We start from the raw sequence: 14,168 nt of genomic DNA on the forward strand, positions 1-14,168 counted from the left end.
CCGCCACCCCCGACCGCCAGTCCCCTCGCTGCCCGCGCGCTCTTCCTGGCGATGCTCGTGCTTGCCGTCGGCATGTCGGCCTGCCTCTCGGAGGACAAGGGCACAGGAAGCACGGAGCAGTGGCGCGAAGGGATGTTGACCGAAGACGAGGAGGAGCCCGAGGTCTGCGACGAGTGTGACGGAGGCGCCGACGCCGGGGACGCTGGAGATGCGGGTGACGCCGGAGACGCCGGCTGTCCTCCTCCCGAGCAGGAGTTCACTGAGACAGCCACCTGTGACGACGACGCAGGCACCGATGCGGGTTCCAACACAGGTTCGGACGGCGGTGGCGGTGGTGGTTCAGACGCGGGTTCGGACGGAGGCGCCGACGCGGGTTCGGACGCAGGGCGGGATGCGGGGACGGGGCCTGTCGTGGACGCGGGCGCCGATGCAGGGACCGACGCGGGCGCCACCCTGACCGAGGGGCCGCCAGTGCAAGCCTCCTTCGCACCCCAGGCCGCGCCTGCTCCAACCCCCGTCCTGAATCCCACGCCGACCACGGCGGGTGACCGGACGAATGGCGCGGAGCGGTCCCGGATGCGCGCGCGCTGTGGCGTGTGCGAGCTGCGCCCCAGGGGGCCCATCGATCCGAACAAGGTGCCCTACATCTCCGTGCATGGCATCGGCGCCGGGCCCGAGGTGATGGACCCGGCCATCAACAACTTCCCGTCCAATGCGCAGGTCTACGACTTCTTCTACCCGGACAACCGGCACCCCATGGAGACGGCGGACTGCCTGCGCAACGCCATCGTTCAGGCGCGGGGAGCGCACTCGGGGACGACCGTGCAGGTGGTGGCGCATTCACTCGGCGCAATCATCGCGACGGGCGCGGACCACTCGCTCGCGGACGAAGAATGGATGCCGACGGAGGTCCCCACCAACTGCGGGTTCATGAAGAAGGTGCGCGGCCGGCATCGCAAGGGCTTCGTGCTCGAACCGGCGCCCAGCCCGAGTCAGCTCGACCTCCGGATGACCCTGATCGACCCCGTCTTCCAGGGGTTTACGGATGCTCCGCTGATTGTCTCCGACTGCGTGCCCGGACCGGGAGACCTCACCGCGGGCAGCGCGCTCATGCAGACGCTGAACACCCGGCCCACGTTCTCCAGGCAACGCAGGGTGTTCTATGCCAACCACCCGAATGATGACAAAGCCCGTGACCTCACCGAGTTCGATGACGCGGACCTCGAGCTGATCTGCAAGGCGATCCGAGGGGAGACCGTGCGCACCCGGAAGTTCGGCCTCATCAACGCGTGGAACGCCGTCAAGAACCTGCGGGCCGGTCCGGGAGGGAAGAAGCTCAAGGACGCCCTGGGCTGCGGCGGCTGCTCCGCGGCGCGCATCAAGGAGCTCGCCGGGCAGGTGGCACCCCGGTTGCCAGGCGACCACACAAAGGTCATCGAAGAAGTCACCTTCTGACCCCTCCTGGGACACATGAAGAGCGCGCCGCGCCATCCACCTCCCCCTGCGTGGGCGCTCCAGTTCCCCCTCTTTCCGCGCTCGAACGCGAACAGGAGGTGAGGAAGAAATCCCCCTTCGCACGTTATCTCGCGAGGAAAGGCAGAGACGCTTTCCGGAGCCCCACGCCCAACCTGGGCGCGGAGGCCTCAATCCACAGCACAAGGGGACAACACCATGAAGCGAGCGTCCATCGTTGTTTCGGCGGTGATGATGTCGGTCGGGTTTTCCAGCACGGCCCTGGCGGCCCCCATCACCGTGAATGGCTACGTCTGCGCGGCGAAGTACACCCGGCAACCCAACGTCGTCTACGGCCAGGGCTACGTGGTCGTGCAGGTGAACACCGGGGCGAACTGCACGGGGAGCTTCGTCGGCAGCTATTACTATCTGGGCTCGGGCGCCTCGTCCGCCGGCTACCAGTACAGCGAGGCCGAGCGCCTGGGCCTGTTCGAGCGCGCCACCCAGGCCGCCACCCAGGGCACGCAGGTCACCCTGTACGTGGAAGGCGCGGGCATCGGCATCCTCGACACCACCTACCGCGGCGACTGACGGCGGCCGGGCTTTCGCGCTCGCCTCCGACGAGGAACAACGCCTGGGGGCGAGCGTGCGCCCATGCGTTGCCGAGCACGGCTGCCGAGGGAGGGCCCTCGTCATCACCCACGGGCGGAGCAGCGGCGCATAGGATGCGCCGCCATGGACTTCCAGGCGCGACTCGAGGCGCTCACGCACCTGCTCAGGCCCTGGTCCCCACTCTGGTCCCGCTCCATCCTCCAGGGCTGGCCCGAGTCCGGCGCCGCCTATCCCGAGGACTGGCTTGCCTATGCCCGGTCGCTCGATGAAGCGGGCGAGCGGCGGCTGGACCAGGGGGTGCTCGTGGGCGTCCCTCCTCCGTCCCTGGGCGCGCTCCTCGGCGCACTCCAGGAACTGACGGCGCTGCCCTGGCACGAGGGCATTCATCCGCTGACAGTCGCGCAGACGCAGGGACTCAGCGCCAAGAAGACCCACGAACTCGAGCGGGTGCTCGCCCTGCTCGCGCCGAGAACGCGCTTCATCCACCATGCGGTCGATATCGGCGGCGGCATGGGACATCTCGCCCGCCTCTGTGCGCGGACGTTCGGGTGGACCTTCCACAGCATCGACCGGGACGCCGCGCTGCAGGACAAGGGCCGGCGGTGGTTGACGAGAACCAATACCCCGGTCCGGGACACCCTGTGCTTCATCCAGGCCTCCGTCGAGGACGGGTTCCAACCGCTGATCGATCCGCTCTTCTCCGGCCTGGACCGGGCTTCTATCGGTCTGCACACCTGCGGGCCGCTCGCCCTCACGCAGCTCCGCAAGAGCCAGGGGGCGGGCTTCGTCCTGAACATCGGCTGCTGCTACGACAAGCTGGAGGTCCCTCGGGACTACCCCGTGTCCGGCTTCGGGGGCGCGCACCCGCTGCCCTTCACCCCGCACGCCCTGGCGCTGACGACGCGGGGACGGCATCACAAGACAGAGGTGGAGTTCGCGCGGATGAAGCGGGTCTACGCGTGGCGCTTCGCGTTCGACCTCCTAGCCAAGCGGCACTTTCCCGAGCGCGGCTTCGTGAGGGCCGGGGACGCGTCCCGAACGCTCTATGACGGACCCTTCGCGGTCTACGCACTCGACCGTATGGAGCGCCTGGGCCTCGACCCCGGCATGACGGACGCCGAGCTGAATGCCTTCGAGGTGTCCTTTCGCGCCGAGACACGGGAGCTTTTGCTCTGCCATCTACTGAGGGACCGCTTCGCGAGGGCGTTGGAAGTCGTGCTCCTGCTTGATCGCGCAATCCTCCTGGAGGAGCTGGGCTTCCAGGTCGAACTCCTCCAGCTCTTCGATCCGCGCCTGTCTCCGCGCAACCTCGCGCTCATCGCGTTGCGGAGCGCTTGAGCACGGGCCGGGCCCCGTGGGAAACGCCTGTCCAGGCCACCCTCCCACAAGGGGCACCTCGGGGGCCTGGACAAGCTCACCTCGAGCCGCTCACAGTCCGTCGTGGTAGCAGAAGCCGTAGGTGCGGTCGAAGCCGTTGCCCGGGTGGACGTAGCCCAGGTAGCCCAGATCCTCGCCCGGACCACAGTCGGTACGGGCGCGCTCGTTGCGCAGGCAGGTGGCGGTGCCCGTACGGCCCAGGTCCAGGCACGTGCCGCGCGCGCCCTCGCTGCCGCAGTACTCGGCGAACGTCACCCCCGCGGTGCACGACGTCCCGATGGGCGCGGTGTCGAACGTGAAGCCGAAGGACTCCAGCACGCTCTGCTCGGTGCACAGTCCGTAGACGCCGCACACCATGCCCGACGGGCAACCGGGATTGTCGGCCATGAAGTCACACGTCTTCGTGCACTGGGCGTTCTGCGTGAGCAGGTCCGTGCAGGCGTAGCCCTGCTCGCAGTCCGTCGAGGCCAGCTCGTACTCGCTCGCGGCCGGCGTGGTGGTGCACGCCTCGCCCTGCGTCTTGGTCCCCAGCGAGCGCTCCAGCGTGCCATCCGAGCCCACGTAGTTGGTGGGCACGCAGGTGGTGTCCGGCAGGTTCGCCGTCAGCGAGCCCTGGCGGGGATCACACCCGTCCTGGCGCACGGTGTTCCACGTCGCGAAGCGCAGCCACTTGCACTCCCCGCCCGGCACCAGGGCGGAGCCCCGGAAGGGCGCGTTGAGCGGCGGGGCATTCACCGCCTCGCGCAGCACCACGTTGGCCAGCGCCCCGATGGTCTGGTCGGGCGAGACCTTCAGCGCCACCAGCATCGTCCCCGAATTGGCGACCAGGTACTTCTCCGCGGCCGTCCCCGCGTCCTTGTAGCCCAGGACGCACTGGTCACAGGCGAAGGTGTTCCCACCCCCCATGGACAGGTCGTACAGGCCCGGCTTCGTATTCACATCCAAGCGGATGCGCGCCAGGTCTGGCGCGGCCGGGTCCCCGAAGCTGCCGAAGTTGCCGCGCAGCATGGGCTGATTGGTATACATGATGGGCGTCAGCTCCACGCCGTTGGCCAGCTCCCCCATGGTGATCTCCTCACAGCCCGCGGGAGGAGACAGCTTCCGGGACTGCTCCTCGATGGAGCGCACCTCTTCGTGGTGCGTCGCGGGCTCCTTCTTCGCCGTGGGCTCACAGCCCACCAGCCCCGCGAGCAACACCACGCCCCAACGCAAACCCTTCACAGTCGAAGCCGCTCCAACGTGCGACGCCATGATGCCTCCCGTTCGCTCCAGACGCGTGTGCCCGCGCGGCACCACCGGACACGCCTGGAGTCCTTGTATGGGTGATAGGCCTGCAATGGCATTTCAGTCCTGGCTGAAATGGCGCGTGTGGACCGACGGACCACGAGTCGGTCCACCCATGCACGGGACTCAACGGCAGACGCGCGGACTTGTCGCGAGCGCCTTCACCAATCTGTCCACTTTGTCCTATTTTCCCCACATGGCATGATTGCGCGTATGATTGGCGTCACGCGCGGCGTGGGCCGCGCGAATCCCTCGCGCGACCCCGCCTTAGCCAGACACGGACTAGCAGTTCTGCCTGCAGGGCGGCGGGGGGCCGACGGGCGGAGGGCTCCCGGCAGGAGGCGTGTTGATGCTGCTGTGGCAGGTGTAGAGCTGCAGGTCAAAGCAGTACTGGCGGTAGTACTGGGCTGACGCTCCGGAGCCATACATGTACTGGGAGCAGTTCCAGAAGCTCCACTTGTACGGCGTCCCGCTCGGACAGCTCGAATCCAGCCACCCACCGCTGCCGTAGTCGCGACAAGCGCCCTGGTACGTCCCGGGCTGACACACGTTCTGCTCCACCTCGCCCACTTCCACCGTCTCGGCGGACGCCTCGTCCATCGGCGCTCCACCACAGGCAGCGGCGCCCAACCACATCGCCCCCAGGAACAACGGCCGCATGACTTGCTTCAACATGGATTGACCTCTTGGATTGTCAGCCCTGCCGTGACCCTTTCGGCGGCAGGTAGAGGCCACTCTGCTTGTCGTGCTGATTAACCGGGATTAATCACAATTAAATGTGACGATTGCCAGGCCTGTCCGGCGGGCGAAGGCCACGCCACCCGCGCGCCTGAATGGAGGCAGGCGCGGCCTCGGGCCATCCCCGTGGGAACGGGAGGGGGGGCGAAGGTCTGCCTGCCCCACCTCCTCGCAATGTCCCGGCTCAGCGCGCCTGGGCGATGCGGTTGTTGGTTCCGGTGTTGCTGACGCGCGGCTTCTTGCCCTTCTCCGCGCCCTGCTTCCAGGAGACCTTGTTGCCGCTGCCCGTCGTCTCGATGCGGTGCGCGGTGTGGACCACGACCTGATTGTCGCTGCCCGTCACCTCGACGAGCTCGCAGGTCCCCGTCAGGGTGACCTTGTTGTCGGAGCCAACAATCTCCACCTTGCCCCCGTCGGCACAGTCGTGCGTCACCGTGCGCTCGGAGTCCACCAGTTCGAGCGAGCCGCTGCGCCGCGACGACGTGTCAGCCTCGTCGTCATCGTCATGCGCCATGGCGCCATCGACCTGGACGTCGACGCCTCCGCCCGAGCGTACCCGTGTCGTTCCGCCGCGCGTCTCGACGGTATTCCCCTGCGCCTTCACCTTCACGCTTCCGTCCTTGCCGACCTTGACCGACGCGGCCTCGTCCTCATCCTGGGCACGGGCCGTCATGGACCCCAGGACACATGCGATGACGATGAAGGCCTTCGATTTGAATGGGTTGTGCATTGCGGTGGACCCCTTGAGTGGCTGGATGCGCAATGTACGCAACGGCGTCGCGGAGATTCAAAATCCCCGCGACATATCGCGCGACAGTCCAGTGGATTGCAGTGAGCCTTCATCTCGGCACATGCAGCGGAGGGGCATGGCGAACCTGGCGGACCTCGACCCGGAGTGGCGGGCGTGATGCCCCGTGTCCCTAGGCCTTCGCGAGGACGGGGCCGAGCACCTTCAGCAGCTCCTCGGGCGCCTCGGACACCCATGCGGGCGGAATCTCCACGTATTCGTCACGCAGCACCTTCACGAGGCGGTCCGCCAGCGCGCGGTCCTCCGGCCATGAAGGGACGAGGTACTCACGGACCAGCAGCTCCACCGTGGCCGTCTGCCGCCAGATGACCTGGGACAGCCGCTCGAGCACCCCGGGCGGCTCCACCTTCATGCCTCGCGCCAGGGCGTGGTACGCGGCCGGGTCCTCCACCCTCGACAGGCAGGCGTAGAGCCGCCCTCGCACCGCGTCGTCCTGCTCCGCTTCCAGCCCGGAGAAGAGCAGCGGCCGAGTCTTCTCCGGCCAGTGATTGAAGAGCACCTGGTACAGCGCGCTCCGCACCGGGGCGAACCGGGGTCCCCCATTCTCCGAGGCCCGCAGCGCGGCCACGAACTGCTCGAAGGCCTCGGGAGTCTCCACGAAGGTCTTGCTGCCATACGCGGCGCGGACCATGACGGGGGCGTCCTGGACGCTGTCCATGCGCGCCTTCAGTGAGCCCGTCGTAAAGGGCTGCTGGGGGTCCCGCTTCGAGCCGCCCCGAGCCCGCTCCTTCTTCGGACAGGGCTCGAAGGTCCCCGGCGCCGGAGTGCCCACCGCCGAGCGCATGAGCTTCCGCACCTCGTCGTCCTCCACCCAGGGGTAGAGCGGCGCCAGGACGACCCCTTTCTTCCGCTCCAGCGTGGCCACGTAGTAGTGCCCGGCGATATCCACGAGGACCTGGAACCGGTCGGGTTCGAGCACCGCGGCGATATGCGCAAGCATCCGCAGTGCCTTCGGGAGCTCGAAGAAGCGCTCGGGCAGGCGCAGCAGGTGCTCCTCGGCGGAAGCATCCTTCGTCGTGCCGTCGAAGAGGTCGAGCAGGCTGTCCGCGCCGACGGAGAGCGGAACCTGGGCCTCCTCCCCTTCAGGCACCGAGAACCCGACCCGCTCATCCTCCTTCAAGGACCAGCAGACCTCCGCCTCGTCGAGCCCGTCATCGGAGGCCAGGAACACGCCGTGCTCGAACTCCAGGAACGTGTCCTGGAACACCACGCAGATGAGCGCCTCCGGAAAGTCATCCAGGGCGGCCAGCAACACCTGCTCCACCTTCTGCTTCTCGTGAAGGTCCGGGCCCGCGGTGATGCCGCGCCTCAGGAGTGTTGGCCGCACCTCTTCCGAGGCCTCGCAGCCACGAATCTTCACGTAGTCGACGTGGGACATGCCGGGAGGATAGCCCCGGCGCCATCACGGTGACACGGGGCACGGCACCTGAGTGGGATTGAGCCATTCCTCCGCTACTCCGCGGTCGCCTCGGGCCACCACGATGCCGGGTAGGGACGTCTGGGGACCTGCGCTCCGTTCGTCGGTCGGAGGCTCGCGAGCTGGCAGCTTCCGTCCGGCGCGCGACCCACCGCCCAGCGCAGGTCCGGACTGAAGGATTCGAGCGTCACGGGCGTCCGCAGGGCCATCGGATAGAAGAGCTTCAGCGTCCGGGTATCGAGGATGACGAGCGGGTCGAGGCTCAGGGCCAGCCAGCTCTCGCCGAGCCACCGCGAACCACCCGCCCAGGAGGCAGGAATGCCTCCAGATGCCCCCAGGACCGCATCCCGCACGCGCTCGGGCAACTTCGGCCGACGGATGGCCCCGGAGGACACCTCCTCGAGCACCGGCGCCCGCCCATCCCTCGGGTCGAGGTCCAGGGCATGCCGACGGCTGGGTGAAAAGGAGCGACTCTCGCCATCGTCCGGCCACACCTGCGTCGCGCCCACCACACCGGTGCTCGGATCCCACAGCGCGCTGAGGAGCTCCCTCTCGGCGGGTGGATTGTAGTCACCGGCGAAATACTGCACGCCAGGGAGCGTGGAGACCCCGAATCGAAGCAGGTAGCGCGCTCCTTGTTTCTCCCAGCCCATGGGCGTCACCCACCGCAGCTCGGGTATCCGAAGAGATGGGGACACTCCTCCGTCACGCTCGATGACACGGATTGCATTGTCGGAGCTCCGCAACGCGACCGAGTGCCACTCCGGATGGACCTCGAAGGAGTACGGTCCCTCCAGTCCCTGGGCCCAGTCACCCTGGAACCGGACCTCGTCCGAGCCTCCGTCACCCCGGTACCATCGGCACGCGACGCCGAGGGTCCGAGCGCTCCCGCCATCCGGAGTCAGGCCCCGGCAGCCGACACAGGTGCTCAACGCATCACCGCCGCAGGCGAGATGCTCGTTGGAGACCGCGGCGCCCGTCAGGAGTACCGGGGGAGTCCGGGTGCCCGGCTCGACGGCCCAGATGCGCCTCGTTCCAGCATCCTCCGGTTCTTCGAGCAGCATGTGTCGCCCACCCGGGGTGAAGGCCAGGTAGTCGGCTCCGGAAGGCGCGCAGGGTTGGAAGGGCTCGAGGACGAAGCCTTCCGGATTCTCTGAGCGCGGAGACGCCGCCAGCGACACGCTCGCGAGCACGAGTCCCAACACGACGGTCCCCATTCGTTTCACCAGACCCTCCCGTCGCCGTTACAGCATGAAGACTTCACGTCGCAAACCGCTTCCGGTAGTCGCTTGGCGAGATGGAAAGATTGCGCTGGAAGGTCACCCGCATCCTTTCCTCGTTCCCGAAGCCGCACACGCGGGCGATCTGGTCGACGTTGCGCTTCGAATCCTCCAGCATCCGCCGGGCGGCCTCCAGCCGCAGGACCTCGATGGCCTTCGCCGGAGTGCGGCCGGTCTTCTGCTTGTAGACACGCGCGAAGTTGCGCGGGCTCATGCGGGCTCTTTCGGCCAACGCTTCGACGGTGAGGTTGTCGCTGCCCAGGTTGTCGGAGATCCACAGGTGCAGCTCATCGAAGGCGGCGCCGTCCTTCGTCTGCGACTTCAGCAGCTCACTGAACTGCGACTGCCCACCCGGCCGCTTCAGGAAGACGACCAACTCCCTTGCCACCTTCATGGCCAGGTCATGTCCATGGTCCGCCTCCACCAGCGCGAGGGCCAGGTCGATTCCCGCACTGACGCCGGCCGAGGTCCACACAGGGCCTTCACGGACGAAGAGCGCGTCGTGGTCGATCTTGATTGAAGGGAAGCGCTCGCGCAGCAGGTCGCACATGGCCCAGTGTGTCGCCGCGCGCTTGTCCTGAAGGAGCCCGGCCTGGGCCAGCAGGAAGGTGCCGCTGCAGACCGATGCGGTGCGGCGGGTCGCTGCCGCCTTCAGCCGAAGCCATTCAATCAGCGGCTCGGAGCGGGCCAGCACCTGCTCGATGTTGGGCGAGCCAGGAACGACAACAGTGTCGACAGGGACTCTCGCGAACGCGGCGAGCGGCACCGTCTGCAACGCGACGCCTTCCGCCGACTGCACCAGCCCACCGTCAAGGCTCGCCGTGTGGCGGAGGTACCCCGGCAAGCCGCACTCCGCCAGGGCCTTTGAGGCGGCCCAGAACACTGTCTGGGGCCCCGTCAGGTCCAGCAACCCCATGTCGGGAAAGGCGACGAAGAGCACGGTGCGCTGCCCGCCCGAAACTGGCAGAAATTCCGGGGTATCTGTCATGGCTGCCAGACCCTTTCATGCCTACATTCTCGTCGTCAACGGAGAGGCAAACATGAAGATCGTGGTCATCGGTGGCACCGGCCTCATCGGAACGAAGGTGGTGACGAGGCTTCGCGGGCAGGGCCACGAGGTGGTGGCGGCCGCGCCCAGCTCGGGCATCAACGCCCTCACGGGTGAAGGCCTGGAGGAGGCGCTCGCGGGCGCGCGGGTGGTCGTCGATGTGGCGAACTCGCCGTCGTTCGAGGACAAGGCCGTGCTGGAGTTCTTCGAGACCTCGGGGCGCAATCTCCTCGCGGCGGAAGAGAAGGCTGGCGTGAAGCACCACGTCGCGCTGTCGGTGGTCGGCACCGAGCGGCTTCTGGGCAGCGGCTACTTCCGCGGCAAGATGGCGCAGGAAAAGCTCATCACGGCTGGCAGGATTCCGTACACCCTGGTGCGCTCGACGCAGTTCTTCGAGTTCATGGGCGGCATCGCCAAGGCGGGAACGGAAGGCGAGACGGTGCGCGTTTCCACGGCGCTCATACAGCCCATCTCGTCGGACGACGTGGCGGACGCGGTGGCCGAAGCGGCGCTGGGCGCGCCGGTCAATGGCATCGTCGAAGTGGCCGGGCCGGAGCGTGTGCGACTCGTCGACGTGGTCCAACGCTTCATGACCGCGAAGCAGGACGGGCGCAAGGTCATCGCCGATGCTCACGCGCCCTACTTTGGCGTGGAGCTGGACGACCAGTCGCTCACGCCGGGCGACGGAGTTCGTGTCGGGCCGACGCGGTTCGAGGAGTGGCTCCGCCGTTCCGCGACATAGTCCGCGCGTTGGGCCTCCGTCGCTCCAGCCCCATCCTCCCAGGCGACAGGGTTTGGGCGGCCAACACCACACTGCATTCAAAGAAATCGGGCAACCCCTGTCTTGTCATTGACCAGCACCATCAACGGCCCATCGAAAACGGAGCCATCCTCACCACTCCGGTCAAACAAGACGACCCATTCATCGGCCATCCTCGGGTGCTTCCGCGCTCCTGAAGCCAGCCGCAATACCGCCCTCACCTCTCGCGCGACAAAACGCCGCGCCGCATCAGTCGCCTCGTCAGCATTCATCGCCCAGACGCCCTCCATTCAAGGATGGACCGTGTGTATCAGGCTCGTCGGCCGACAGCACTCGCCCAGCATCATTGGGATGCGCGGACAAGCCACGGAAGAGCCGGTTTGACTTCCCGTGGGGGAAACCCTTAGGGTCCGCCCCCCTTTTTCGGGAGTCGACGATTTTCATCAAGTATCGGGCGTGAGGAACCTGGCCATCGACGCCTGGAGCGGTTCTGACACTGCACGGGCCTGTTCGAACGACCCCAACGAGGAGGGCATCCCCTGCTTCCACCACGAGGGCGAGCTGTTCTCCACCACGGTCGACGACGTCCTCAAACACGTCGGCAGATGGCTGACGGACCCCGAGACCCAGAATGAAGTGCTGCTCATCTGGATTGAAGACACCTTTGGCAGCGATCACTCCCGAACGCTGTTCTTCAACGAGTTCGTCCAGTACATCGACAAGGACTATCCGGACACCTCGAAGCCGCTGACGGGCGACCTCATCTTCGGCCCCGCGCTCAAGCAGGCCTTCTTCCCCTCCCAGTGGCCCACGCCGCGCCAGCTCGTCGCCATGGGCAAGCGGGTCATCGTCTCCGTCAAGCACAGCTCCCACTACACCTCCATCTCCGCGGGGGGCCAGCAGGTCAGTCAGCTTGTCTTCTCGGAGTCGGAAGTAGACAAACCCGGCTGGCCCAACAACGGCAAGTTCACGGGGTACTACGCCTGCTCATATGAGGGCAACGCCTCCGCCCTGGGCCTCGATTGGACGGAGTTCTCCGAGCTCAAGATCACGGACCACTTCGAGCTGCCCCAGCCCGCTCTCGCATGGAACGAGCTCGACGTCGCTGGAGCGGTAGCGTGTGGTTTCAGCGTCACACTGGATCACGTCGAGGCGGACCCGGACCGCGAGGCGGAGAACGGCTACAACTACTACAACAGCACGATGGGTCCCGCCATCTGGTCCTTCTCCGAAGGCGAGCCCAACAACACCGGCGGCACCGAGCACTGCGCGGAACTCATGGCGGGCACGGGACGTTGGAACGACCTCGCCTGTGACGTCACCCGGAAGTATGCCTGCAGGAAGACGAGCTCGACCGAGTACGGCCCCAACAGCCCATACGACTCCACCTTCTGGCACGTGACGAGCACGAGCGGGAGCTGGTGGGGCGGCTTCACGGCCTGTCCCGCGGGCTATTCCTTCCTTCCGCCGGTCAATGGATGGGAGGCGAAGAAGCTCGCCAACGTCATCTCTGGCACGCAGAACAGCGTGTGGATCAACTTCACGGACCGCTACCAGGAAGGGACCTGGGTCATTGACGGGTACAACAACTGGAGCACCGGCGAACCCAACAACTCGGGCGGCAACGAGCACTGCGTGGAGATGACGCCCACTGGAACCTGGAACGACACGCCATGCTCGGATATCCGACGCCATGCTTGTGAGCGACTGGAGGCGTGTGCCTCCGGCGCCTGCCCCGCGAAGTGGGTCCTCTCCCCAGTCGGGAGCTGGTGGTGGCAGAACTGCCCGGTTGGATATACTTTTTCGGCCCCCGAAAACCCGACTGAAAATGCCGAATTGTTCGCGGTCGCCGGCGGCGAGCGCGTCTGGCTCAATCGCTCCAACAACGTGAGCGGAGGTCGCTGGGCACCCGGCGCATATACGGCTTGGGACAGCACCGAGCCGAACAACTTCAATGGCAACGAGCACTGCGCCGCCATGATCGCTGACGGCACCTGGTGGGACCAGACCTGCGGGACGACGCACAAGCGCGCTTGCCGGAAGGCCAACACGGCCTGCACCACATCGGGCTGCCCGAGCAATCTCTGGGCGCTCAGCTCCTTCCCCGGAGCATGGGACCCGTCGACCTCCGGAGGGACGTGCCCCACGGGCTACGAGTTCAAGGCCCCAAGGAATGAGGCGGAGAACACCGCCCTCATGAACACCGCCGCGGGGCAGCAGGTCTGGCTCAACTACGCCGACCTCGGTCACGAGGGAACCTGGTCCTCCTGGGGCGTGAACTGACCTCGGGCACCAACCTGCAATAGCCCGCTGTCCGGGAGCGCGACCTCGTTGAGCGTCGCGCTCCCGCGCAGCGGCCCGGCCCCATCCAGTCCCCGCACCCACTCGATGAAGCCCGATGGCGCCACACACCCGGTGCCCGCGAAAGGCACCTGCTCGCGAACTTCAGTTCAGGTGCTTCCCGTGCTCACCCCATTCACCCTGGCGCAGCAGCGCCTCGCGCAGTTGGGTCCGCGCACGGTGCAGCCGCGTCTTCATGGCGGCCAGCTCAAGCCCCAGGGCCCTACAGACCTCTTCACCAGAGAGTCCCTCGAGGTCTCGCATGATGAGCACCTCGCGATAGGCCGGTGCCAGGCCCGCGATGGCCGCATGGACGGACTGGATGAGCTCCCAGCGCTCCAGGGCCTTCTGCGGGTCGAGCGCGTCGGACACAAGGCCGGCGTCCTCCCCCAGTTGCTCGCCCAGGGACTGCCGCTCGCGGACGAAGGGACGGAGCATGCGCAGGCACGTGTTGCGCACCACGCTCATCAACCACGAGAGGACGCTGGCGTCCCGCTGCACCTCGGGGCGCTTCGCGAGCTTCGTGAAGGCCTCCTGCACCGCATCGTCCGCGTCGTAGCCGTCCCGGCACACGCGCAGGCCGAACCGGTACACCCGGTCGTGGTAGGTGCGCACCAGCGCGGCGAGGGCCTCGTCATCACCCCGGGCCGCCGCGGCAAGCAACCCTCCGTGCCCCGCGCCCATCAGCGCCCCGGCTCCAGGGGGCACGTCGAACGGCCCATCAGGGCATAGCCGAGGCAGCTCCCCGCCAGGGCCGAGAAGAGCAGATACGCCCCAAGCACTCCGAAGGTCGCGACCCGGATGGCCAGCGGCAGCGGCGCCAGGACCGCACACGTGACCAGCATCAACCCGCCCAGGGCCCTGAACAGCCGCTCCACCTTCCCGACATTTCGCTTCATGACGCCCTCCATTCACCAGGAGAAGTCACGTCGCGCCAGAAAGGATTCAGGGCCCCGGATTTTTTCGCCGCCCCGCGTGCCAGATTCGCGGCGAGTCCACGGGAGCCAACACGCGCCCCCGCGGACACCGGTGGCGCGGCTCCTCCGTGCTGG

14 protein-coding genes are annotated in these 14,168 nt (G+C 67.1%); 5 read left to right on the forward strand and 9 right to left on the reverse strand.

Annotated features, from left to right (window positions below; all coding sequences use genetic code 11):
- The 3 genes from FJV41_RS26065 to FJV41_RS26075 form a co-directional block, all read left to right on the forward strand.
- A partial coding sequence (locus FJV41_RS26065) for an esterase/lipase family protein (RefSeq protein WP_220137888.1) occupies window positions 1–1,455 on the forward strand: 1,455 nt, incomplete at its 5' end.
- A 216-nt stretch (window positions 1,456–1,671) separates the two neighbouring features.
- Complete coding sequence (locus FJV41_RS26070) at window positions 1,672–2,043, forward strand: hypothetical protein (RefSeq protein WP_141645263.1); 372 nt, start codon at window positions 1,672–1,674, stop codon at window positions 2,041–2,043.
- 144 nt (window positions 2,044–2,187) lie between these two features.
- A complete protein-coding gene (locus tag FJV41_RS26075; RefSeq protein WP_141645264.1) occupies window positions 2,188–3,402 on the forward strand; it encodes a methyltransferase in 1,215 nt (404 codons plus the stop codon).
- A gap of 90 nt (window positions 3,403–3,492) precedes the next feature.
- Here FJV41_RS26075 and FJV41_RS26080 read toward each other — a convergent pair whose 3' ends face one another.
- The 6 genes from FJV41_RS26080 to FJV41_RS26105 all read right to left on the reverse strand — a co-directional run bounded on the left by FJV41_RS26080 (window position 3,493) and on the right by FJV41_RS26105 (window position 9,956).
- Window positions 3,493–4,662, reverse strand: a complete 1,170-nt coding sequence (locus tag FJV41_RS26080) for a hypothetical protein (protein WP_438616752.1) — start codon at window positions 4,660–4,662, stop codon at window positions 3,493–3,495.
- Window positions 4,663–5,007: 345 nt separating this feature from the next.
- Window positions 5,008–5,400, reverse strand: coding sequence for a hypothetical protein (locus FJV41_RS26085; protein ID WP_141645266.1), 393 nt, complete (start codon window positions 5,398–5,400; stop codon window positions 5,008–5,010).
- Window positions 5,401–5,647: 247 nt separating this feature from the next.
- Complete coding sequence (locus tag FJV41_RS26090; RefSeq protein ID WP_141645267.1) at window positions 5,648–6,193, reverse strand: DUF3060 domain-containing protein; 546 nt, start codon at window positions 6,191–6,193, stop codon at window positions 5,648–5,650.
- 190 nt (window positions 6,194–6,383) lie between these two features.
- Window positions 6,384–7,649 (reverse strand): hypothetical protein, encoded by a 1,266-nt coding sequence (locus tag FJV41_RS26095; protein WP_141645268.1) that lies wholly within the window; start codon window positions 7,647–7,649, stop codon window positions 6,384–6,386.
- A 74-nt stretch (window positions 7,650–7,723) separates the two neighbouring features.
- Window positions 7,724–8,914: a hypothetical protein gene (locus FJV41_RS26100; RefSeq protein WP_141645269.1), complete on the reverse strand. Its 1,191-nt coding sequence runs from the start codon at window positions 8,912–8,914 to the stop codon at window positions 7,724–7,726.
- A 34-nt stretch (window positions 8,915–8,948) separates the two neighbouring features.
- Window positions 8,949–9,956, reverse strand: coding sequence for a GlxA family transcriptional regulator (locus tag FJV41_RS26105; protein WP_141645270.1), 1,008 nt, complete (start codon window positions 9,954–9,956; stop codon window positions 8,949–8,951).
- A gap of 52 nt (window positions 9,957–10,008) precedes the next feature.
- Between FJV41_RS26105 and FJV41_RS26110 the strand changes: the two genes are divergently transcribed.
- Window positions 10,009–10,758: an SDR family oxidoreductase gene (locus FJV41_RS26110; protein WP_141645271.1), complete on the forward strand. Its 750-nt coding sequence runs from the start codon at window positions 10,009–10,011 to the stop codon at window positions 10,756–10,758.
- A gap of 77 nt (window positions 10,759–10,835) precedes the next feature.
- On the opposite strand, the gene FJV41_RS26115 is transcribed toward FJV41_RS26110, so the two are convergent.
- The gene (locus FJV41_RS26115) at window positions 10,836–11,048 is read right to left on the reverse strand and encodes a hypothetical protein (protein ID WP_141645272.1); all 213 of its coding nucleotides are present in this window, start codon (window positions 11,046–11,048) and stop codon (window positions 10,836–10,838) included.
- A 184-nt stretch (window positions 11,049–11,232) separates the two neighbouring features.
- Between FJV41_RS26115 and FJV41_RS26120 the strand changes: the two genes are divergently transcribed.
- Complete coding sequence (locus FJV41_RS26120; RefSeq protein WP_141645273.1) at window positions 11,233–13,059, forward strand: lectin-like protein; 1,827 nt, start codon at window positions 11,233–11,235, stop codon at window positions 13,057–13,059.
- Window positions 13,060–13,221: 162 nt separating this feature from the next.
- Here the strand turns inward: FJV41_RS26120 and FJV41_RS26125 are convergent, their stop codons facing one another.
- Window positions 13,222–13,800: an RNA polymerase sigma factor gene (locus tag FJV41_RS26125; RefSeq protein ID WP_141645274.1), complete on the reverse strand. Its 579-nt coding sequence runs from the start codon at window positions 13,798–13,800 to the stop codon at window positions 13,222–13,224.
- On the reverse strand, window positions 13,800–14,015 hold the full coding sequence (locus FJV41_RS26130) for a YgaP family membrane protein (RefSeq protein WP_141645275.1): 216 nt from the start codon (window positions 14,013–14,015) through the stop codon (window positions 13,800–13,802). The genes FJV41_RS26125 and FJV41_RS26130 overlap by 1 nt, the downstream gene beginning before the upstream one ends.
- Window positions 14,016–14,168 lie beyond the last annotated feature (153 nt).

The organism is Myxococcus llanfairpwllgwyngyllgogerychwyrndrobwllllantysiliogogogochensis (assembly GCF_006636215.1).
Taxonomy (GTDB): Bacteria; Myxococcota; Myxococcia; order Myxococcales; family Myxococcaceae; genus Myxococcus; species Myxococcus llanfairpwllgwyngyllgogerychwyrndrobwllllantysiliogogogochensis.